We start from the raw sequence: 21,453 nt of genomic DNA on the forward strand, positions 1-21,453 counted from the left end.
CGCCCGCCACGATTGGATGGTGGCGGGACAACGGAAGGAAAGCACTATGATCCAGAAAAATTGGCAAGAACTGATCAAGCCGAACAAGATCGAGTTCTCGTCGAAGAAGAAGACGCTGACCACGCTGGTCGCCGAGCCGCTCGAGCGCGGCTTCGGCCTCACCCTAGGCAACGCGCTGCGCCGGGTGCTTCTGTCTTCGCTGCGTGGCGCGGCTGTAACCGCCGTGCAGATCGACGGCGTTCTGCATGAATTCTCGTCCATCGCCGGCGTCCGCGAGGACGTGACCGACATCGTTTTGAACATCAAGGAAATCGCCATCCGCATGGAAGGCGACGGCCCCAAGCGCATGGTCGTCCGCAAGCAGGGACCGGGCGCGGTTCTCGCCGGCGACATCCAGACGGTCGGCGACGTCGAGATCCTCAATCCCGACCACGTCATCTGCACGCTGGACGAAGGCGCTGAAATCCGCATGGAATTCACCGTCGATACCGGCAAGGGCTATGTGCCGGCCGACCGTAACCGCGCCGAGGACGCGCCGATCGGGCTGATCCCCGTCGACAGCCTGTATTCGCCGGTCAAGAAGGTCTCCTACAAGGTCGAGAACACCCGCGAGGGCCAGGTTCTCGACTATGACAAGCTGACCATGACCATCGAGACCGACGGTTCGATTTCGGGCGAGGACGCGGTGGCCTTCGCCGCTCGCATCCTGCAGGACCAGCTCGGCCTATTCGTCAATTTCGACGAGCCGCAGAAGGAAGTCGCCGCCGAACAGGTTACCGAGCTTGCCTTCAACCCGGCGCTGCTCAAGAAGGTCGACGAACTCGAGCTTTCGGTGCGTTCGGCCAACTGCCTGAAGAACGACAACATCGTCTATATTGGCGACCTGATCCAGAAGACCGAAGCCGAGATGCTGCGCACCCCGAACTTCGGCCGCAAATCGCTGAACGAGATCAAGGAAGTCCTGGCGGCGATGGGCCTTCATCTCGGCATGGAAGTGCCGGACTGGCCGCCGGAAAACATCGAAGACCTCGCCAAGCGTTACGAAGATCAATATTAAGCATGATCCCGAACCGAAGGTCAGCGCAGCAAAAAGTTGCAGACTTTTCGGACAAGATCATGCGGCTAACCAACTGAGGCTCAGGCCTCTTGAAACCGCAATGAAGGAGAAGAGCCATGCGCCACGGATTTAAAGGCCGCCGGTTCGCCCGCAGCATAAGCCATCGCAAGTCGATGTTTGCCAACCTTGCCGTGTCGCTTATCGAGCACGAGCAGATCCTCACCACGCTGCCGAAGGCGAAGGATTTGCGTCCGATCGTCGAAAAGCTGGTGACGCTCGGCAAGCGCGGCGACCTGCACGCCCGCCGCCAGGTTATTGCCCAGATCGGCAATGAAGGCGTCGTCAAGCGCCTGTTCGATACCATCGCGCCGCGCTACGCCACCCGCAACGGCGGCTATCTGCGCATCATGAAGGCCGGCTTCCGCCACGGTGACAATGCCGCAATGGCCGTCATCGAATTCGTCGACCGCGACACCTCTGCCAAGGGCGCCGGCGATCGCGCCCGCATCGAGGCCGAAGGCACCGAAGAGGAAGCCGCAGCCGCATAAGGCTTGGTTTTTCTGAGTGAGTTTAAGGGGCCTGCGGCCCCTTTTTCATTGGGGCGGCTACCTCTTGCCGAGCAAAGTTGAGGTAGTTTCTTCCGCTTATTGACTTCCAATCAATCGCCTTTGTTATTTGCTCGATTGCGGGATGCGAATAGGAATAAACACTGTCGATCTCCGTTCGGTGATCGATATCGCATATCAATTGGGACACAGTCACGCCGTTCAGATATTTTTCGGCGTCCCGATCTTCGATGAAGTCGGTATCAACGCGGAAATAAATCTGGATCGGACCCGCGCAGATGTTCAGGTCGATGTCGTTCCTCGATGCGATGTAGAAGACCATAGCTTCTTCTGGTGTCCACAGGCCCGCGTTCAGGAATTCCGATGGCTTTGTTCTGCTGTCGAACCCATCCATTGAAAGAGCAAATTGGTCGGTTATGCGCTCGGTCTTGCCGCGGATGGCATGCACATGTTCGATCTGAAACCAATTCAGATCGTAAGGCGGCTCGTTATCAAAGGAAGCTTCGAGCTGACCATATATCCAATAGACGGGAATCGTCTCGGCATACTTGGTGATCCAATCATCCGGCGCGCCGAACGCTTCGGCAATTTCGATCATTTTCATGCCGGGGATAACAGGCCCCAAAGTGCCGGTCACCAAAAAATCACGGAATGAAACGAGCTGTTTTTTCATTTGCCGACACGGCTTTCCGGTTTCACCTCGACCTATAACCGCTTTGCCGCCCAAAATAATCGGATTTCAGCGGCTTAGCCTTTCATTTTGCACAATCGTCAGGACAATGGCGCCCGACTTGGAGGATTCGGAATGCGCGTTAAACGGCTGTCCCTTGTTCTGATCTGCGCCTTGATGGCGCTGGCCATCGTGCCGGCGGCCAGGCACGCGCTGGCGGAGGAGAACAAGCCAGACCCCGGTTTGTCCGACGTGCTGACGGATCTATTGCATGGCGTCGAAGGCGAAAACGCCACTTCCGGCCCCGACAAGCGCGTGCCGTTCGGCCGCGAGGAGGTGCAACTGTCCTTCGCGCCGCTGGTCAAGCAGACAGCGCCGGCCGTGGTCAATGTCTACGCCTCGCAAACCGCCAAGGTGACGTCGCCCTTCGACGGCGATCCGTTCTTCGAGGAGTTCTTCGGCCGCTCGCAGCCGCGCGCGCAGTCTTCGCTCGGTTCGGGGGTGCTGGTCGATCCCACCGGCGTCGTGGTCACCAATTTCCACGTCGTCAAGAACGCTGACCAGGTCAAGGTAGCGACCGCCGACGGGCGCGAATTCGACAGCAAGGTGCTGCTCAAGGATGAGACGCTCGACCTCGCCGTGCTCAAGATTTCTTCTGACAAGCCGTTCCCGGTGATCGCTATCGGCGATTCCGACGCGCTCGAGGTCGGCGATCTGGTGCTGGCGATCGGCAATCCGTTCGGTGTCGGCCAGACCACCACCAGCGGCATCATTTCGGCCGTGGCGCGCAGCCATATCGGCGTCTCCGATTCCAGCTTCTTCATCCAGACCGACGCCGCCATCAACCCCGGCAATTCCGGTGGCGCGCTGGTCAACATGGGAGGGCAGCTGATCGGCATCAACACGGCGATCTATAGCCGTAGCGGCGGCTCGATCGGCATCGGCTTTGCCATCCCTTCGAACATGGTCCGCGCTTTCGCCGATGCGGCCAAGGCCGGGCTCGACTTCTTCGAGCGGCCGTATGCAGGTGCCGAGTTCGAGGCGGTGACGCCGCAGATTGCCGAATCGCTCGGCATTGACAAACCGACCGGTGCGCTGGTTTCTTCGGTCGAAGAGGCGGGACCTGCGGCCAAGGCAGGGCTCAAGCCTGGCGACGTGGTGCTGTCGCTCAACGGCAAGCCGGTCGAGAGCGTCGGGGCGCTGGACTACCGCATGGCGACGCTGTCGATTGGTACGAATGCCAGCTTCGGCGTCCTGAGCAAGGGTCAGCAGGCGATGATGGACATCGCCCTGGAACGACCGCCCGAAGGCGCCAAGGCTGCGGAGCTCACATTGCGCGGGCGTAGCCCGTTTTCGGGTGCCAAAGTCGCTGAACTGTCGCCACGGCTTGCCCAACGGCTCGGTCTGCGCACCGATGTCAAAGGCGTCACCGTGGTCGACATCAACCGCGATTCGCCCGCTGCCGATTTTGGCTTCCAGCCAGGGGACATCGTGCGTGAGGTCAATGGCCTGACGATCGACAAGGCGGCGACCTTGGAGCAGGTAGCCCAACAGGATACGCGCTGGTGGCGCTTTACCGTCGAGCGCGGCGGGCAGATACTGCGCCAGGTGTTGCGTTACTGAGCCCGACCGTCAGCATGATCGGACTCCAGGCAGAAGAAGTTGCATGGCCGATCTGTTCAGTGTCGACGAACCGGAAAAGACGCCGCCCGGCAGGCCGCTGGCGGACCGTCTGCGCCCGAAGAACCTTGGCGAGGTCGTCGGCCAGGAGCATCTGACCGGACCCGACGGCGCGCTGACGCGGCTGATCGGTTCCGGCTCGCTCGGCTCGATGATCTTCTGGGGCCCGCCCGGCACTGGCAAGACCACGGTCGCACGGCTGCTTGCCGGCGAGACAAGCCTCGCCTTCGAACAGATATCGGCGGTGTTTTCCGGCGTTGCCGACCTGAAGAAAGTGTTCGAGGCAGCGAAGCTGCGCCGCTCGAACGGCCGCCAGACACTGCTGTTCGTCGACGAGATCCATCGCTTCAACCGCGCCCAGCAGGACAGTTTTCTGCCCGTGATGGAAGACGGCACCGTCGTGCTGGTCGGCGCCACCACGGAGAACCCGTCCTTCGAGCTTAACGCCGCGCTGTTGTCGCGCGCGCGTGTGCTGGTCTTTCACTCGCTCGGCGAGGACAGCATCGCCAAGCTGCTGGCGCGGGCCGAGGAGGCAGAGGGCAGGGCGCTGCCGCTCGATGATGAGGCACGGGCGATGCTCATCCGCATGAGCGATGGCGACGGCCGCGCGGCATTGACGCTCGCCGAAGAGGTCTGGCGCGCAGCGAAATCAAAGGAGGTGTTCGGTGCCGAAGCTCTGCAGCGCATCGTCCAGCGCCGCGCGCCGATCTACGACAAGGGACAGGACGGCCACTACAATTTGATCTCCGCCTTGCACAAATCGGTGCGCGGCTCCGACCCCGACGCGGCACTCTACTATCTGGCCCGCATGTTCGACGCCGGCGAAGATCCGCTTTATCTCGGGCGCCGGTTGGTGCGCATGGCGATGGAGGATATCGGGCTGGCCGACCCGCAGGCGCTCGTCGTCGCTAACGCCGCCAAGGACGCCTATGACTATCTGGGCTCGCCCGAGGGCGAACTGGCCTTCGCCGAGGCGACCGTCTATCTCGCCACCGCGCCGAAATCCAATGCAGTCTATACCGCGTTCAAGGCCGCCACACAGGCGGCGAAGGAATTCGGTTCGCTGCTGCCGCCCAAGCACATTCTCAATGCGCCGACCAAGCTGATGAAACAGGAAGATTACGGCGCCGGCTATCGCTACGACCACGACGAGCCCGACGCTTTTTCCGGCCAGGACTATTTTCCGGAGAAGATGGGAAGGCAGACATTCTACGACCCGCCCGAGCGCGGCTTCGAGCGCGATATCAGGAAGCGGCTTGATTATTGGGCGAAGCTGCGCAGCGAGCGGGAAAAGTAGCTGCCAGTCGCACACTGGTGTGATCGCCGTTGTCTGGCGGGATAAAAAACCCTATCAAGGTGCGCCTTCGGCCGGCGGACAGGCCAGAAACGTACCGACGATATTCAGAACGGAATCGCGCCTGGCGCGTGGAAAAATGACAAAAAGAACTCGCAAGACCCTCCGGAAATTCGCCATAGCGATCCCGCTGCTGGCGCTCGGCTTCTATTTCATTCCCATCCTGACGACAATTTTCATTGTCCTCGGCCTGATCGACGTGTTGCGCAACGACAACAAGAGCTGGGCCCTGTTCAGTGGTTATTTTCTCGGCAACGGCATCTTCACCTGGCTGCTTTCGCCCTTCAATCTGCTGGTCGATCTGCTGTGCTACAGAAACCGCGGTGTCTGGAAACTGGACCAGTTTCCTCCGGACTATCAGCGTGAGGTCAACGAGGTTCTCGACGTCTTCAAAGCGCGCAAGGACGAGATCATCGCCGATATCGACGCCAATTTCGGCAGCGGCCGGCGCGGCATGTATGTCTACCAGTGGTATGGCAAGCACAAAATCGACAACGTTGCCGAATTCAACAAGGATTTCAAATACATCAAGACCATCGCCGTGTCGGTGTTCAGGGGCAGGGAATCGACCTCCTGGCATTTCGGACCGCTGCGGCTCAGCCTGCGCATTCTCTACAATCTTCTCCCGGTGAAGGCCGAGGTTTTCGTCGAGTGCAACAACGCCAGGAACTACTGGCACGACAACCCGCTCTATATTTTCGACGACACGCTGCTGCACCGATCGGTCAACGAATATGATGGGCGCCGCTACTGCGTGTTCATGGACATCATCCGGCCATCGCCATTTCCCGGCCTGATCGCCGCTCTTCTCGCCATCGTTTCGGTCAGCGTCGAGCGCATCAATGCCATGTTCTACAAGAACTGGAAGATGATCGGCTCCAGCAAGCCGAAGAAGGCCGGAGCCGCCTGACACCATGGTGTGACCGGCGCGAGGGAGCACGATGTATCATCTGTTGCTTGTCTGCCTTGGTGGCGCGATCGGTGCAATGGCCCGCTTCTTCCTGTCCGGCTTCGTCGCCCGCCGGGTCGGCGAGACCTTTCCCTGGGGCACTATGGCCGTCAATGTCTCGGGAGCGTTTGCAATCGGTGTCGTTGCGCATGCGGTGGCGCGCGACGGCATGCCCGCCATCTGGGCCCTTACCGTTACCGGCGGCCTCGGCTGCTATACCACGGTTTCTTCCTTCAGCCTGCAGACGCTGGCGCTGGCGCGCGAGGGCGAATGGCGGCGCGCCGGCGGAAATGTGCTGCTTTCGGTTTTTCTGAGCCTCGGCGGCGTGACGCTGGGCTTTGCCGCCGGAAGTCTTCTGATTGGCGGCGGGGCGCGGTGAGCGGCCTGCGGAAGCTCCGCCACGACGGGACGGACACTGCGGCAGGGCATGCGGCGCGCCTCATTGGCCGTCGCAGAACCAACGAAACGGTTCGGCTCTATGCGACCGTAGCCGCAGGCAGCATGATCGGCGGTGTGTTGCGGGCGCTTGCCTCATCGACGAGCACTGCCCTGTGGGGCGCTGGATTTCCCTTCGGCACGCTCCTCGTCAATATTGTTGGCTCGTTCCTCATCGGCTTCTACGCGACATTGACGGGACCGGATGGTCGCGTCTTCGCCGGTCCGCTGCAACGTCAATTCTTCATGGCCGGCTTCTGCGGCGGCCTGACGACCTTCTCCGCTTTCAGCCTTGAAACACTCATCCTCGCGCAAGGCGGGAGGTTTGTGGCCGCGGGACTCAATATCGCGATCTCCGTGGTGGCCTGGCTTGCCGCCGTCTGGCTTGGCCACATCTTTGCAGTTCGGCTCAACCGGCTGAGAGGGTCCAGGCAATGAAGATACCAACACAGGCACAATTGCTGCGCATCTTTATCGGCGAAAACGACAGGGCAGATGGCCGTCCGCTGTATGAGGTTATTGTGCTGAGGGCCCGCGAAATGCAGATAGCCGGCGCGACCGTCCTGCGCGGCGCGATGGGGTTCGGCCATTCCAGCCGGCTTCACACCACGAAGATCCTCCGCCTATCGGAGGATCTGCCACTCGTCATCGAGATCGTCGATGACGAGGAAAAATTGGCCGCTTTCCTGCCCGTGCTTGAAACAATCATGACAAGTGGTTTGATTACGCTGGAGAAAGTTCAGGTTCTGCAATATGGAACCGACAACGAATAAGCGAGTGAGATTGCGGGTACCGGCGAATGCCGTTGCATGCCTGCAAAACGGCGATTGGAATCATGGCAGGCGTTGAACAGATCACAGTGGACGCCGGCGAGGCGGGCATGCGGCTCGACCGCTGGTTCAAGAGCCATTTCCCCGGTCTCGGTTTCGGTCATCTGCAGAAGCTGCTGCGTTCCGGCCAGATCCGCGTCGACGGCGGCAGGGTGAAGGCCGATACCCGCGTCGAAGCCGGCCAGACGGTGCGTGTGCCGCCGCTCGAAGTCGACAAGAAAGGTGAAAGCCCGCTCACCGGTCATTCGATCCGCAACCAGGGCGACGCCGACGTTTTGGCAAAGATGCTGATCCATGAGGACCCGAAGGTCTTCGTCTTCAACAAGCCGGCCGGCCTGGCAGTGCAGGGCGGCTCGGGCGTCACCCGCAATGTCGACGACATGCTGGAAGCCTGGCGCAACCAGAAGGGCGAGAAGCCGCGCCTGGTGCACCGGCTCGACCGCGATACGTCGGGTGTGCTGGTTGTCGCCCGTACAAGGCTCGCCGCCATGAAGCTCGCCGAAGCGTTCCGGGCGCGTGAGACGAAGAAAACCTACTGGGCACTGGTCAAGGGCGTGCCGCCGAAGCGCGAGGACAAGATCTCGACCTGGCTGATCAAGGAACCGACGCCCGACGGCGATCGTGTGCGTATCGCCAAGCATGGCGAAAAGGGCGCCGATCACGCCGTCTCCTATTACCGCATAGTCGAGCAGGCGGCGCAGACGCTGTCCTGGCTGGAAATGGAACCCTATACCGGGCGCACCCACCAGCTTCGCGTCCATGCCGCCCATATCGGTTGCCCGATCATCGGCGACCCCAAATATTTCGAGGCCGACACCAATTGGGATTTTCCAGGCGGCATGCAGAACCGGCTGCATCTGCACGCGCGCCGCATCGTTATCCCGCATCCCGACAAGGGCTTTGTCGACGTCACCGCACCGATGCCGCCGCATATGCGCCAGAGCTGGAACCTGCTCGGTTTCGACGAGCAGAGTGCCGAGGACTAGCGACGGTGGGCGTCGCCACAGAAACCCTCGACCGCCGTGACGCGGTCGATCTGGCGGCAGCCGCCATCATGGTTGGGCTGACTTTTTCCTGGGGGCTGAACTACGTCGCCGCCAAGATCTCCTATGCCGGCTACGATCCCGTTTTCCTGTCGATCGCCCGCTCGGTGATCGGCGGCTTGTGTGTTTTCGGCTGGTGCCGCTGGCGCGGCATTGCGCTGTTCACGCCCGACAAGACCCTCGTCGCCGGCATTCTGGCCGGCGCGCTTTTCGGTTTCGAGTTCCTGTTTCTCTATGTCGGACTCGAGCACACCACTGTCGTGCGCAACACTTTGCTGGTCAACACCATGCCGTTCTGGATGTTGGTCGGCGGTCATTTCCTGCTGGGCGAAAGCATCACGGCACGCAAGCTCGTTGGTCTTCTGCTCGCTTTCGCTGGATTGATCGCGGTGTTTTCCGATAAACTGAGCGCCAATGGCGGCGCAACATTGGGTGGCGATTTGCTCAGTCTCGGTGCCGGCATTCTGTGGGCCGTGACCAATATCGTCATCAAGCGGTCGAAGCTGGTGACGGCCAGCGCCGAAAAGCTGCTGCTCTATCAGCTGGCCGGAGCCGCTGTCGTCGGCATTTTGGTGATGCCCTTTGCCGGGCCGCCCGTCCGCAACTTTACTCTTCTGCCGACCTTGGCTCTGCTGTTCCAGGCCGTCTATGTCGTCGCCTTCACCTATGTGCTGTGGTTCTGGCTGCTGCGGCGCTACCCTGCATCTGGACTGTCGAGCTTCACTTTCCTGTCGCCGGTATTTGGTGTGCTGTGCGGCGCCGTGTTCTTGAACGAGCCGCTGACCGTTCGTATCTTCCTGGCACTCGCCCTGATCGCCGCCGGACTCATCATCGTCAACCGGCCGGCCCGAAAACAAAGTCCCGGATGAGCATGCGCGATATATTGAACGACCTCGAAGCTGGAAAGCTGCTCTCTGATCCGGACCCGGTGCGTCGCGCCCAGATCCAGATGAAGACGCCGCTGCCGAAGCGCTTCTACAAGACCGTCGCGGTAGCACCGGTCGAAGACGGTTTTGCCGTCCATCTCGATGGCAAGCCCGTCCGCACGCCGGCCAAGGCGCTGCTGGAGCTGCCGACCGAAAAGGCGGCTGCTCTCGTCGCCGAGGAATTCGCCGCACAGGAGGAGACCATCAACCCGGTGACGATGCCGGTGATGCGTCTGGTCAATACGGCAATCGATGGCGTCGCCAGTGATCCCCAGGCCGTGCTGGAGGACATCCTGCGCTTTGCCTCGTCCGATCTGCTCTGCTACCGCGCCGATGCGCCCCAAGGACTCGTCGACCGGCAGAACGAGCATTGGGATCCGGTCATCGACTGGGTGCGCAGCGCGCTCGGCGCCCGGTTCCATCTTGCCGAAGGCGTGATCCATGTCGAACAGCCGCGCGAGAGTATCGCGCTGCTTGGCCAGCATCTTGCCCAACGTGCCGATCCGCTGCGCCTTGCCGCCATCCACGTCATGACGTCGCTGACCGGATCGGCGCTGCTGGCGCTGGCCGTCGACTTCGGCGAGCTCGACGGCGAGGCGGCCTGGGCTGCCGGTCATGTCGACGAGGACTGGCAGGCCGAGCAATGGGGCCATGATGCCGAGGCCGTCGCGCACCGCGCGGCCCGCAAGCGCGACATGATGGCGGCAGTCACGCTGCTCGAAGCTCTCAAAGGCTGACCGCACCGTCGTTTCTATTTCGCACTGCACATTAGACCAAAGTCATAATCCCAAAGACGGTCTGCCTCTGGACGGCGCTTTCTGTCATTTTTTGTACTGGTGGCTGTACTGAGTCTGCGTTCCGAGGAAACGCGGACGATGACGCGCAGCATCGAGGACTGACGGAATCACACGGGAGGATACGCTCATGGCAATGGCATCGACCGCCGGCAAAACAAGCCGCGGCATGACGCGCGAGGAGAAGAAGGTCATCTTCGCTTCCTCGCTCGGCACCGTTTTCGAATGGTACGATTTTTATCTCTACGGCTCGCTGGCAGTGTTCATTGGTTCGACTTTTTTCAGTCCAACCATTCCGGAAGCGACGCGCAATATTTTCGCGCTGCTGGCGTTTGCCGCTGGCTTCCTCGTGCGCCCGTTCGGCGCATTGCTGTTCGGCCGCATCGGCGACCTTGTCGGCCGTAAATACACTTTCCTTGTCACCATGACGATCATGGGCCTGTCGACCTTCCTGGTCGGCTTGCTGCCTGGCTATGCGACTTTGGGCATCGCCGCTCCCGTGATCCTGATCATCTTGCGCATGTTGCAAGGCCTGGCGCTCGGTGGCGAGTATGGCGGTGCCGCCACCTATGTCGCCGAGCATGCACCCGACGATCGCCGCGGCTACTACACGTCGTGGATACAGACGACGGCAACGCTCGGCCTGTTCCTGTCGCTGATCGTCATCCTGATCGTCCAGGGGTCGATGACCAAGGAAACCTACGCCGCCTGGGGCTGGCGCATTCCGTTCATCGTTTCCTTCCTCCTCCTCGGCATTTCGATCTGGATCCGGCTGTCGCTTTCTGAATCGCCGACCTTCCAGCGCATGAAGGACGAAGGCAAAGGCTCCAAGGCGCCGCTGTCAGAAGCCTTCGGTCAGTGGAAGAACGCCAAGATCGCGCTGCTGGCGCTGCTCGGCCTCACGGCCGGTCAGGCCGTAGTTTGGTACAATGGCCAGTTCTACGCGCTGTTCTTCTTGCAGAACGTGCTCAAGGTCGATCCGCAATCGGTCAACATCATGATCGCGATTGCTCTGGCTGTTGGCTCGATCTTCTTCGTCGTGTTCGGCTGGCTCTCCGACAAGATCGGCCGCAAGCCGATTATCATGGCCGGCCTTGCACTGGCGATCGTCTGCACCTTCCCGTTGTTCAAGGCGCTGACCTGGGCAGCCAACCCGGCGCTCGCCACAGCGCAGCAGAACACCCGTGCGACGGTGACCGCGGCACCGGGAGACTGCAAGTTCCAGTTCAACCCGGTGGGCACGGCGAAGTTCACCACGTCCTGCGATATCGCCACCTCGTTTCTGACCAAGAACTCGGTGCCTTATGACGTAGTGGCCACGGCAGCGCCCGGCACTCCTGCGTCGGTCAAAATCGGCAACGAGACGGTTGAGTCGTATGACGCCACCGCAGCCGGCGATCAAGCCAAGGCCAAGGACGCTGTTTTCGCCAAGGCGGTAAACACGGCGCTTCAGGACGGCGGCTATCCGCTGAAACGGGCAGCGGCGAAGGTGCCGGATCAGAAGCTCGAAGCCTTCATCGCGGCCAATCCCGAACTGAAGCTCGATGCGGCCGCGATCCGCGCCGGCGAGAAGGCCATGGTTCCGACCGACCAGGCGATCAAGGACAAGCTGCTGACTGCCGATGAGGCTGCGGGAGCTCCCGAGGTCACCGTCTACACCGTACCGGGCGGTGGTCCCTTCGCCATGTTCGCCGACCCGGCGGCGGTCAACTGGCCGATGACGATCGGTATCCTGCTCATCCTCGTGATCTTCGTCACGATGGTCTACGGGCCGATCGCCGCGATCCTGGTCGAGATGTTCCCGACCCGCATCCGCTACACCGGCATGTCGCTGCCCTACCATATCGGCAATGGCTGGTTCGGCGGGCTGCTGCCGGCGACGGTGTTCGCGCTCAGCGCCTACAAGGGCGATATCTACTATGGACTGTGGTACCCGGTGGTGATCGCGGCGATGTCGCTGATCATCGGCATGATCTTTGTCAGGGATACGCTCGGAACGGACCTGCACACCAAACAGTAGCCGGCCTGTCCGGTTCAAAGCAAAGCCCGGCGCGAGCGATCGCGCCGGGCTTTTCCAATCTATCAAGTGCATGGAGGGGAAGGGCTTAGCTCTTCCGATCCTGGTTCGCTTCCTCGATCGCTGCCTCATGATACCAGGCACTTCCGAAATCCGTGCGGTTGCGCAACGAAGCAAGTTCTGCCGCGAACTTAGCCTTTCCGCTTAAATTTGAGGCAGAAGCGCGCGCTGCCACCGGGAACATCAGGATTTTGGCCGACTGACGAGTGGAAGTGATTTCCATTGTCGGTTTCCTTTCTTCGACAGAACCTTGCCGATTCAACCTTTCCCCAACATAGGTTCAGCAATCGAAATAGGCAATATGATTACGAAAAGATCAGTACTTGCATATTATTTGTGCAAAATGTGCTTGTGGATGATCCGACCGCAGCATGACAGCGGACCAGCGATTTTGGGCGGATACAACCTCACTTTTGCCGCATCCATCGCCGGCGAGAATGGCACACGAATTGCATTTTAGTAATCCGGCAGGTCGGCTGCTGGATAGGCCGGCTCGCCCCGGCGCCATCCAGGGTTCGGTGATCAAGCAACGAGAGGCTAGAATGACGAAATACAAGCTCGAGTACATTTGGCTCGATGGATACACCCCGGTTCCCAATCTTCGCGGAAAGACGCAGGTCAAGGACTACGCCGAGTTTCCGACGCTCGACCAGCTTCCGCTGTGGGGCTTCGACGGTTCTTCGACCATGCAGGCCGAGGGCCACAGCTCCGACTGCGTTTTGAAGCCGGTCGCCGTTTATCCGGATCCCGCCCGCACTAATGGCGCGCTCGTCATGTGCGAGGTCATGATGCCGGACGGCGTCACGCCGCATGCGTCCAACAAACGCGCCACCATCCTCGACGACGAGGGCGCCTGGTTCGGCTTCGAGCAGGAGTATTTCTTCTACAAGGACGGCCGCCCGCTCGGCTTCCCCGAGAGCGGCTATCCGGCGCCGCAAGGCCCGTACTATACCGGCGTCGGCTATAGCAATGTCGGCTCCGTCGCCAGGCAGATCGTCGAGGAGCATCTCGACCTTTGCCTTGCCGCCGGCATCAACCATGAAGGCATCAACGCCGAAGTGGCCAAAGGCCAGTGGGAATTCCAGATCTTCGGCAAGGGCTCCAAGAAGGCCGCCGACCAGATGTGGATGGCACGCTATTTGATGCAGCGCCTGACCGAGAAATACGGCATCGACATCGAATATCACTGCAAGCCGCTCGGCGACACCGACTGGAACGGCTCGGGCATGCATGCCAACTTCTCGACAGCCTATATGCGCGAAGTCGGCGGCAAGGCGTATTTCGAAGCGCTGATGGCGGCTTTCGACAAGAACCTGATGGATCACATCGCCGTCTACGGGCCGGACAACGACAAGCGTTTGACCGGCAAGCACGAGACCGCGCCGTGGAACAGGTTCAGCTATGGCATCGCCGATCGCGGTGCCTCGATCCGCGTGCCGCACTCCTTCATCAACAACGGCTACAAGGGCTATCTCGAAGATCGCCGGCCGAATTCGCAGGGCGACCCCTACCAGATCGCCTCGCAGATATTGAAGACGATCGCCTCCGTCCCGACCAGCGCCGAGGTTTCGGCCGCGGCTTGAGCATTCGTCATGGCGTGGACCTCAGGTCTGCGCTGTGACTTTCTCTCCAATCGCATCACAATAAAAAACCCCGGCGTCTCTGCCGGGGTTTTTTCTATTGGCTGCAACGATCCGGATCACACCGAATAATACATATCGTATTCGACCGGATGCGGGGTCATTTCGAAGCGCATTACCTCGGCCATCTTGAGCTCGATATAGCTGTCGATCTGGTCGTCGTCGAATACGCCGCCGGCCTTCAGGAAGCCGCGGTCCTTGTCGAGGCTCTGCAAAGCCTCGCGCAGCGAGCCGCAGACGGTCGGGATTTTCTTCAATTCCTTCGGCGGCAGGTCGTAGAGATCCTTGTCCATCGGCTGTCCCGGGTGGATCTTGTTCTTGATGCCGTCAAGGCCGGCCATCAGCATGGCGGCGAAGGCAAGATAGGGGTTCGCGCCCGGATCGGGGAAGCGGACCTCGACGCGCTTGGCCTTCGGCGACGAGCCGAACGGAATGCGGCACGAGGCCGAGCGGTTGCGTGCCGAATAGGCGAGCAGCACCGGCGCTTCATAACCCGGCACCAGGCGCTTGTAGGAGTTGGTCAGCGGGTTGGTAAAGGCGTTGATCGCCTTGGCATGCTTGATGATGCCGCCGATATAGAACAGGCAGCTCTCGGACAGGCCGGCATATTCGTTGCCGGCGAAGGTCGGCTTGCCTTCCTTCCAGATCGACTGGTGGACATGCATGCCCGAGCCATTGTCGCCGAACACCGGCTTCGGCATGAAAGTGGCCGTCTTGCCGTAGGCGTTGGCGACCTGGTGCACGACATATTTATAGATCAGCATCTTGTCGGCGTTGCGGACCAGCGTGTCGAACTTGATGCCGAGCTCGTGCTGGGCGGCGGCCACTTCGTGATGGTGCTTTTCAACGCGCACGCCCATCTCGGCGAGCACGGTGAGCATTTCCGAGCGCATGTCCTGCGCCGAATCGACCGGCGGCACCGGGAAATAGCCGCCCTTGATGCGCGGCCGATGACCGAGGTTGCCGGTCTCGTAGTCGGTGTCGTCATTGGACGGCAGTTCGGTCGAATCCAGCCTGAAGCCGGTGTTGTAAGGATCGGCCTTGTACTTGACGTCGTCGAACACGAAGAACTCGGCTTCAGGACCGACGAAGATCTGGTCGCCGATGCCTTCGGCCTTCATGTAGGCCTCGGCTTTTTTAGCGGTGCCGCGCGGGTCGCGATTGTAGGACTCCCCGGAGATCGGATCGAGGATGTCGCACAGGATGACCATGGTCGACTGCGCGAAGAACGGGTCCATATGCACCGTATCGGAATCCGGCATCAGCACCATGTCGGACTCGTTGATCGCCTTCCAGCCGGCGATCGAGGAACCGTCGAACATGACGCCATCGGCAAACATGTCTTCCTCGACCTCGACGACATCCATCGTAACGTGCTGCAGTTTGCCCTTCGGATCGGTGAAGCGCAGATCGACGAACTTAACGTCGTTGTCCTTGATCTGCTTCATGATGTCTTTGGCTGTCGTCATGTCCCTGCTTCCCTATGTGATGACGTTTGAACATGGCCTTTTAACGGGAAAATTCAGACGGCGTCCATGCCGGTTTCGCCGGTGCGGATGCGCACCACTTCCTCGATATTGGAGACGAAGATCTTGCCATCGCCGATGCGGCCAGTCTGGGCCGCCTTGCGGATGGCTTCGATCGCTGCTTCGACCGCATCGTCGCCGAGCACGACTTCGATTTTCACCTTCGGCAGGAAGTCGACGACATATTCGGCGCCGCGATAAAGCTCGGTATGGCCCTTCTGGCGGCCAAACCCTTTGGCCTCGGTAACGGTGATACCTTGCAGGCCAGCCTCCTGAAGCGCTTCCTTCACTTCGTCTAGCTTGAATGGCTTGATGATCGCTTCGATCTTTTTCATGTAAAAAGTGGCCTCCACTGCCAAAAAAGACGGGTTGTGAGCCCCGCTTGCGCCTCAATCAAGCACGAACTGTGCCAATTGATGGGGTGCCGGGTGGGCTCACATGATTTGGAATACCATGCTACGCGGGAATGTACATTCGCGTCATTCCCTGCGTCGGATGCGCCATGAGCGCCACGAGCCTAAACAACGCCGGTCCCGTCGTCCGCACAAAAAATGGGCAGATCGGATATTTCATGGGCAGCTGCGGACCTGCGACTCGTCGCTCCGGGCATTGCCGGTGTGTTTCATAACCTTCGTAGTTTGCGTCGGATCAAAAACTGGACAATGCTTCGGCAGATGATGTGCATGTCGCCCGCATGAGCCACGAACTTCTTTCTCCGTCCGAAATGGCCGAGGCCGACCGGCTGGCGATTGCCGCTGGTCCATTCGACGGCATCGGCCTGATGCGCAATGCCGGCGCTGCGGTTGCTGCCTTGGTGCTCAAGCGCTACCCGAACGCAACGCGCGTCCACGTGCTTTGCGGCCCCGGCAACAATGGCGGCGACGGCTATGTCGTGGCCCGCATCCTTCGGGAGAGCGCCGTCGATGTCTCTGTGTGGGCGTCCGGATCGCCCAAAGGCGGCCGTGATGCGGCACTCGCTGCCTCGGAATGCCCGGTTGAAGCTCGGCCGCTGTCGGATTTCGTTGCCGAGATGGGCTCGGTCGTGGTTGACGCGGTCTATGGGGCGGGGCTGTCCAAGCCGCTGTCCGGCGACGCCGCCAAGGTGATCGACATTGCGGCGGAATTGAATTTGCCGGTTGTCGCGGTCGACCTGCCGTCGGGCGTTTCAGGCGAGAGCGGCAATGTGTTAGGAAAGGCCTTCCGGGCCCGGACCACGGTGACCTTCGCGCGAAAAAAGCCAGGCCATCTTTTGTTGCCGGGGCGCGAGCTGTGCGGCGAAATCGTGCTCGCTGATATCGGCATAAGCGACAGTGTTGTTGCGCAGCTTGAACCACGAACATTCGAGAACATTCCGGCGCTCTGGCTTGGCCGCTTTCCGGTTCCGGCCGTCGACGCCCATAAGTATAAACGCGGCCATGTCGGCGTCTTTTCCGGCGGGCCGTCGGCGACGGGTGCTGCGCGGCTGTCGGCGCTTGCCGCGGCTAGGAGCGGGGCAGGGGCCGTCACCTTGCTGTCGCCGGCGAACGCCATCCATGTGAACGCGGCGCATCTGACCTCGATCATGCTGCGCAAGCTAGACACTGTCGCGGATGTGGACGAATTCGTCGGCAGCCGCCGGCCATCGGCCTTCGTGCTCGGCCCAGGATTTGGCATTGGTGAGAAGACGCGCGAATTCGCCCTGGCCGTGCTGAATGGCGCTCGTGGGCAAGACGGTGGGATCGACGGACTGGTGCTCGACGCCGACGGCGTCACCTCGTTTCGCGACGCGACGGATGCCCTGTTCGAAGCCGCCAGCCGGCCGAGCGCGCCGGCTCTGGTGATGACGCCGCATGACGGCGAATTCGTCAGGCTTTTTTCAGATATCGCCGAGGACAAGGACCTGTCCAAACTGGCCAAGGCACGCGCCGCAGCCGAACGGGCCAACGCCACTCTCGTCTACAAGGGTGCCGACACTGTGATTGCGGCCCCCGATGGCCGGGCAGCGATCAACGACAATGGCGCGCCTTGGCTGGCCACCGCCGGTTCGGGCGACGTGCTGTCGGGTATCATCGCCGCGCTGCTGGCGCAGGGCATGCCGGCCTTTGAAGCGGCCTGTGCGGCAGTCTGGATCCATGCCGAGGCCGGCAGCCGTTTCGGACCGGGGCTGATCGCCGAGGACCTGCCGCTGGCGCTGGTGCCGGTCCTGCGCGAGCTCGTTGAAAGCCGCGGGAAGGCTGCCGAATGAACCGCCTGATTGCGCTGCTCGTTGCGATCATTAGTGCCATATCCATGGCGCAGGCCGCGAACGCCGGAACTCCGCTGACCATCGTCGACGACCCGGCCGTTCTCGCCCAGCTTGACGCCAAGGGCTTTGGCCTCGCCGGCATTTTTGGCGTCGATGGCAAGGGCGATTTGAAGACGCTTTACGACAAGGCGCCGGCCTATCACGCGATCGTCGAAACGATTGCAAGCGACGTCGCGGCATTGCGGGCCGAGATGAAGGCCGGCGGGCGCACGCTCTACGAGGTGACCGACGGCAATGTCGGCCGCATCATGGACATGCGCTGGCTGAAGACCGAGGCGGCGCGCTTCCGGCTGGTCGGTATCGTCAACAGGCTCGACCGGCGCGATTTCACCGCGCTGAAAGGTGACGGAAGTTGCGGCGAGGTGCGCCTCATCTATCGCCTAGCTTACAGTTTCCGCAAAAACGGCAAGGTTCTGGCCTCGCGCCTGCCGTTCAATTTCAGTGCCGTCTACGATGCCGCGCCGGATGCCGACGGCGGTTGTGTCGGCGTCGCCGGACGCTGGGCACCACAACTCGACGAGAGCGTCGATGCCGGCTGGCTGACCGGTGGGCCGCTGGAAAGGACGGCGCTCACCTTCAAGCAGCTCGAGCTCAATGCGCAAGTGGTGCGCTTCCCCTCCGGCCAAGAGACCGAATTCGGCGGGCAGGCTGCCTATCTCATGCGAATTTTCGGCATCGACGGAGCGGCTGTCAGCGAAAAGCCGCTGGAAAACACGCCCGACACGGCACGTCTCGCCGAAGATGCTGCGCTGAAAGCAAGACTTGCCGACTATGTCCGCACCAATGTCGCGGCGGTCGATCTCGGCGTCTACCAAATCCCCGATGAATTCTTGGCAAGGAAGGTCATTTCGTGGTCGACCTTCGGCAGTGCAAGGCAGGCCAACCACCCGTTCACGCCACTGTTCCAGCCCGCGGATTTCGCTGGTGTCGATTTCTCCGCGCTGAAGCTGGTGCGCACGCCGGAGGCATTGGTCGAGCGGCTGGACAACGGCGCCTGCCAGGGCTGCCATCAGGCGGGCTCGACCGCCGGCTTCCATTTCATCGGACTTGACGACAAGACGACCTCGCCGCTCAACCGCATTGAGGTCGGCATCTCCCCGCATCTCCACGCCGACATCCCGCGCCGCGTCGCCTGGCTGCGCGCGACTGCCGACGGCAAGGAACCGAACCGCTTTCGCCCGTTATCGTTCGCGCCGCCGGCGACCTGGAACGATGCCGGCGAAATCGCCTATTCGCCGGCCGAAATGGCGATGCCGTGCCTGATGCCGGCGGATGCGGCCCGCTTCGGCGCAACATGGCAATGCGGCGCCGGCACCGTCTGCACGCCGCTGGCAACCGCGTCCGGCGTGCGCACCAAGCTGGCGCAATGCCTGTTGCCCAAGGACAGCGAAGACATGTTTTCCGGCCACCCCTGTTTAACGGGATACATCGCCAGCAACGCGGCACAGCCTTTCAATGACCACTATACCATCACCAGTCAGTTCGCCGCGTTCGCACCAAGCATTTCGCGCGCCGCCTACACCTGCCGACCGCCGAAGATCGGTGTGCCGGCGGGTATCGCCTATCGCGGCTGCGACGACCGGGATCGCAGCTTTGCCGCCTTCAAGACGGGCAAGCCGATGCCGAACGAGATTTGCGGGCTGGTCGGCGGCAAAAAATTCGACACCTGCGTGGCGACCAATAATTTCGACCAGTGCCTGGGCGGCGCCGTCAATCGCGGCAATCGTCCTGCCTGCTCGGCCGACCATTTCTGCCGCGAGGATTACATGTGTCAGTCACTGCCGCCCGATACACCCGGTATCGGCAAAGTGAAGGGCATCGGCTTCTGCTCGCCGACCTATTTCATCTTCCAGATGCGCATCGACAATCACGCCACGCCGTGGTCGGGCGCCGTCCGCGCGACGATGGGAGCCGGGTTCGGAGCAGCGGAAGCGGAATAGCCTGCGCCGACTGGGCATTAGCCGCTATAGTTTCAGGTGGATAGCTATCGATCGAGATAGTCGGCGATCTTCGATGTCCATTCGCCGTCGAAATGGCGGACATGTTCGGCGACGATCTCATCGCTCAGCAGGCTCGACAAGGCGGAAACCAGAACTGGTTTTATCTCTGGAGCCGAGCTAAATCCAAGAGCAGTCAAACGTTCGGACCAGGGCGGATGATCCGCGCTTTCGTTATCTGGCGCGTCCCAGGCCTTTTGCGCATATTCTTGCAGGATGGGAAGCCTCGACAGGTGACTGGCGGCCGCCAGAACTCTTTCAAGTGGTGGACGAGGCGGTACCATGGTGCCAAGCAGTTCACGTTTAAGCGGAATATACACTTGGTCATCGAAGAGCGCACTGGCAGCACCGATCAGCAGCATGGCGCGCGCCGTTTCATATGCATCGCCGGACATCGCTGCATGACGATCTGCGTCAATTTCCGCCCGCCGCGACAACCGTATTTCTTCGCGCTCCAGCGTGCGCGACAGCGGGCCAAGCATCCAGTAGAACAGGCTGCCCGAAACGGTTTTTCCCGGTGGGGCGAAGTCGAAGATTAGATCGAAGCTCATTTCGAGTTCGGCCAGGTTGAGCCCGCCATTTGTATCTTTATTTTTCAGATGGGCGTCCTCATGGGCCAAGATCGCCGCAAACCCCTTTTGGTCGGTCGCTGCGAGCAGCGGCAGGCCCACGGTGAGAATTGCCCTGCGACCAAGCAGGCCCAGAAACGGCCGCTCTTCACCGATGCTAGCGTTGAGATCGTCGCTCAGGATGATGTTCGTGCGGCTGGCGCGGTGTTTGCCGGCAATACTCTCCCAGACAGCCCACAATTTCGGGGCTGATTCCCGAGTAATCCCGTCCACCTTGCTGGGTCGAAAACCGGCGAACAATGTCCCGATCAACAGAACGATGGCCAGCATCGCGGCCGGGATCGCAACAACGCCAGTCGCGATGACAGCGAGCGGATAGCAATCGAGGAACCAGAACCACAGGAGTATTGGGCAAAACAGCGGCAGGGCGAAGAGCAGGATGGCAAACCTGCCGAAACGCGCTCCTACATAGAGGACCAGGCGCGACATCAACCCTCACAGCGGAATGTTGTCGTGCTTCTTCCAGGGGTTTTGCATATCCTTGTTGCGCAGCATCCTGAGCGCGCGGGCGATGCGGCGGCGGGTCGAATGCGGCATGATCACCTCGTCGACATAGCCACGCTCGGCGGCAACGAAGGGGGACAGGAAGCGATCCTCGTAAGCTTTTGTGTGCGCTGCAATTTTCTCCGCGTCGCCGATATCCTTGCGATAGATGATCTCGACTGCGCCCCTGGCGCCCATCACCGCAATCTGCGCCGTTGGCCAGGCATAGTTCATGTCACCGCGCAAATGCTTTGACGCCATGACGTCATAGGCGCCGCCATAGGCCTTTCTGGTGATGACGGTGATCTTTGGCACGGTCGCTTCGGCATAGGCGAACAGAAGCTTGGCGCCGTGCTTGATCAACCCACCATATTCCTGCGCGGTGGCCGGCCAGAAGCCCGGCCCCGCGCCGCACGGGACGCGCCGGGACGCGGACCCGTCGCCGAATCCCCCCAAACCCCCCCCCCTTCGGGCGGCAAACCAAACGAGCCCCCCCCCCCGCCCCCACGGGGG

Annotated in this window: 21 protein-coding genes; 15 read left to right on the forward strand and 6 right to left on the reverse strand. The window is 61.2% G+C overall.

The window, feature by feature from the left end; translation table 11 throughout:
- Positions 1 to 46 precede the first annotated feature (46 nt).
- Entirely contained in the window at positions 47 to 1,057 is a 1,011-nt protein-coding gene (locus tag NKH30_RS27045) for a DNA-directed RNA polymerase subunit alpha (RefSeq protein ID WP_023675128.1), read from the forward strand.
- Between the two features lie 116 nt (positions 1,058 to 1,173).
- Positions 1,174 to 1,605 (forward strand): 50S ribosomal protein L17, encoded by a 432-nt coding sequence (gene rplQ / locus NKH30_RS27050; protein WP_023675127.1) that lies wholly within the window; start codon positions 1,174 to 1,176, stop codon positions 1,603 to 1,605.
- 22 nt (positions 1,606 to 1,627) lie between these two features.
- On the opposite strand, the gene NKH30_RS27055 is transcribed toward rplQ, so the two are convergent.
- On the reverse strand, positions 1,628 to 2,296 hold the full coding sequence (locus tag NKH30_RS27055) for a hypothetical protein (protein WP_352997533.1): 669 nt from the start codon (positions 2,294 to 2,296) through the stop codon (positions 1,628 to 1,630).
- 132 nt (positions 2,297 to 2,428) lie between these two features.
- On the opposite strand from NKH30_RS27055, the gene NKH30_RS27060 reads away from it, so the two are divergent.
- The 10 genes from NKH30_RS27060 to NKH30_RS27105 all read left to right on the forward strand — a co-directional run bounded on the left by NKH30_RS27060 (position 2,429) and on the right by NKH30_RS27105 (position 12,324).
- Positions 2,429 to 3,916: a DegQ family serine endoprotease gene (locus tag NKH30_RS27060; RefSeq protein ID WP_352997534.1), complete on the forward strand. Its 1,488-nt coding sequence runs from the start codon at positions 2,429 to 2,431 to the stop codon at positions 3,914 to 3,916.
- Positions 3,917 to 3,959: 43 nt separating this feature from the next.
- Positions 3,960 to 5,270 carry a replication-associated recombination protein A gene (locus NKH30_RS27065; protein ID WP_352469154.1) on the forward strand — a complete coding sequence of 437 codons (1,311 nt, stop codon included), beginning with the start codon at positions 3,960 to 3,962 and terminating at the stop codon, positions 5,268 to 5,270.
- A gap of 136 nt (positions 5,271 to 5,406) precedes the next feature.
- Positions 5,407 to 6,237, forward strand: coding sequence for an aspartyl/asparaginyl beta-hydroxylase domain-containing protein (locus NKH30_RS27070; protein ID WP_352772929.1), 831 nt, complete (start codon positions 5,407 to 5,409; stop codon positions 6,235 to 6,237).
- Between the two features lie 31 nt (positions 6,238 to 6,268).
- Positions 6,269 to 6,655 carry a fluoride efflux transporter CrcB gene (gene crcB / locus NKH30_RS27075; RefSeq protein WP_352997535.1) on the forward strand — a complete coding sequence of 129 codons (387 nt, stop codon included), beginning with the start codon at positions 6,269 to 6,271 and terminating at the stop codon, positions 6,653 to 6,655.
- Between the two features lie 122 nt (positions 6,656 to 6,777).
- Positions 6,778 to 7,149 carry a CrcB family protein gene (locus NKH30_RS27080; RefSeq protein ID WP_352451039.1) on the forward strand — a complete coding sequence of 124 codons (372 nt, stop codon included), beginning with the start codon at positions 6,778 to 6,780 and terminating at the stop codon, positions 7,147 to 7,149.
- The gene (locus NKH30_RS27085) at positions 7,146 to 7,484 is read left to right on the forward strand and encodes a DUF190 domain-containing protein (RefSeq protein ID WP_352451038.1); all 339 of its coding nucleotides are present in this window, start codon (positions 7,146 to 7,148) and stop codon (positions 7,482 to 7,484) included. Before NKH30_RS27080 ends, NKH30_RS27085 begins: the two co-directional genes overlap by 4 nt.
- A gap of 62 nt (positions 7,485 to 7,546) precedes the next feature.
- On the forward strand, positions 7,547 to 8,527 hold the full coding sequence (locus NKH30_RS27090) for an RluA family pseudouridine synthase (protein ID WP_352451037.1): 981 nt from the start codon (positions 7,547 to 7,549) through the stop codon (positions 8,525 to 8,527).
- A 68-nt stretch (positions 8,528 to 8,595) separates the two neighbouring features.
- Positions 8,596 to 9,453 carry a DMT family transporter gene (locus NKH30_RS27095; RefSeq protein ID WP_502911529.1) on the forward strand — a complete coding sequence of 286 codons (858 nt, stop codon included), beginning with the start codon at positions 8,596 to 8,598 and terminating at the stop codon, positions 9,451 to 9,453.
- A gap of 2 nt (positions 9,454 to 9,455) precedes the next feature.
- Entirely contained in the window at positions 9,456 to 10,247 is a 792-nt protein-coding gene (locus NKH30_RS27100) for an ATP12 family chaperone protein (protein WP_352997539.1), read from the forward strand.
- A gap of 187 nt (positions 10,248 to 10,434) precedes the next feature.
- Positions 10,435 to 12,324, forward strand: coding sequence for an MFS transporter (locus NKH30_RS27105; protein ID WP_352471819.1), 1,890 nt, complete (start codon positions 10,435 to 10,437; stop codon positions 12,322 to 12,324).
- 85 nt (positions 12,325 to 12,409) lie between these two features.
- Here NKH30_RS27105 and NKH30_RS27110 read toward each other — a convergent pair whose 3' ends face one another.
- Positions 12,410 to 12,604 (reverse strand): DUF2735 domain-containing protein, encoded by a 195-nt coding sequence (locus tag NKH30_RS27110; RefSeq protein ID WP_352451032.1) that lies wholly within the window; start codon positions 12,602 to 12,604, stop codon positions 12,410 to 12,412.
- Between the two features lie 319 nt (positions 12,605 to 12,923).
- On the opposite strand from NKH30_RS27110, the gene NKH30_RS27115 reads away from it, so the two are divergent.
- On the forward strand, positions 12,924 to 13,964 hold the full coding sequence (locus tag NKH30_RS27115; protein WP_023717535.1) for a glutamine synthetase beta-grasp domain-containing protein: 1,041 nt from the start codon (positions 12,924 to 12,926) through the stop codon (positions 13,962 to 13,964).
- A gap of 116 nt (positions 13,965 to 14,080) precedes the next feature.
- Here NKH30_RS27115 and glnA read toward each other — a convergent pair whose 3' ends face one another.
- Both glnA and NKH30_RS27125 read right to left on the reverse strand, forming a co-directional pair.
- Positions 14,081 to 15,490, reverse strand: coding sequence for a type I glutamate--ammonia ligase (gene glnA, locus NKH30_RS27120; RefSeq protein WP_023675115.1), 1,410 nt, complete (start codon positions 15,488 to 15,490; stop codon positions 14,081 to 14,083).
- A gap of 53 nt (positions 15,491 to 15,543) precedes the next feature.
- Positions 15,544 to 15,882 (reverse strand): P-II family nitrogen regulator, encoded by a 339-nt coding sequence (locus NKH30_RS27125; RefSeq protein ID WP_019857988.1) that lies wholly within the window; start codon positions 15,880 to 15,882, stop codon positions 15,544 to 15,546.
- Between the two features lie 359 nt (positions 15,883 to 16,241).
- Between NKH30_RS27125 and NKH30_RS27130 the strand changes: the two genes are divergently transcribed.
- Both NKH30_RS27130 and NKH30_RS27135 read left to right on the forward strand, forming a co-directional pair.
- Positions 16,242 to 17,771, forward strand: coding sequence for an NAD(P)H-hydrate dehydratase (locus NKH30_RS27130; RefSeq protein ID WP_352997537.1), 1,530 nt, complete (start codon positions 16,242 to 16,244; stop codon positions 17,769 to 17,771).
- Positions 17,768 to 19,771, forward strand: a complete 2,004-nt coding sequence (locus tag NKH30_RS27135) for a hypothetical protein (protein WP_352997538.1) — start codon at positions 17,768 to 17,770, stop codon at positions 19,769 to 19,771. Before NKH30_RS27130 ends, NKH30_RS27135 begins: the two co-directional genes overlap by 4 nt.
- A gap of 44 nt (positions 19,772 to 19,815) precedes the next feature.
- On the opposite strand, the gene NKH30_RS27140 is transcribed toward NKH30_RS27135, so the two are convergent.
- Positions 19,816 to 20,886, reverse strand: a complete 1,071-nt coding sequence (locus NKH30_RS27140) for a M48 family metallopeptidase (protein ID WP_352748814.1) — start codon at positions 20,884 to 20,886, stop codon at positions 19,816 to 19,818.
- Positions 20,887 to 20,892: 6 nt separating this feature from the next.
- The coding region (locus tag NKH30_RS27145; protein WP_502911528.1) for a carboxyl transferase domain-containing protein at positions 20,893 to 21,453 on the reverse strand (561 nt) is incomplete at its 5' end.

This window comes from Mesorhizobium sp. M1273 (genome assembly GCF_040318195.1).
Taxonomy (GTDB): Bacteria; Pseudomonadota; Alphaproteobacteria; order Rhizobiales; family Rhizobiaceae; genus Mesorhizobium.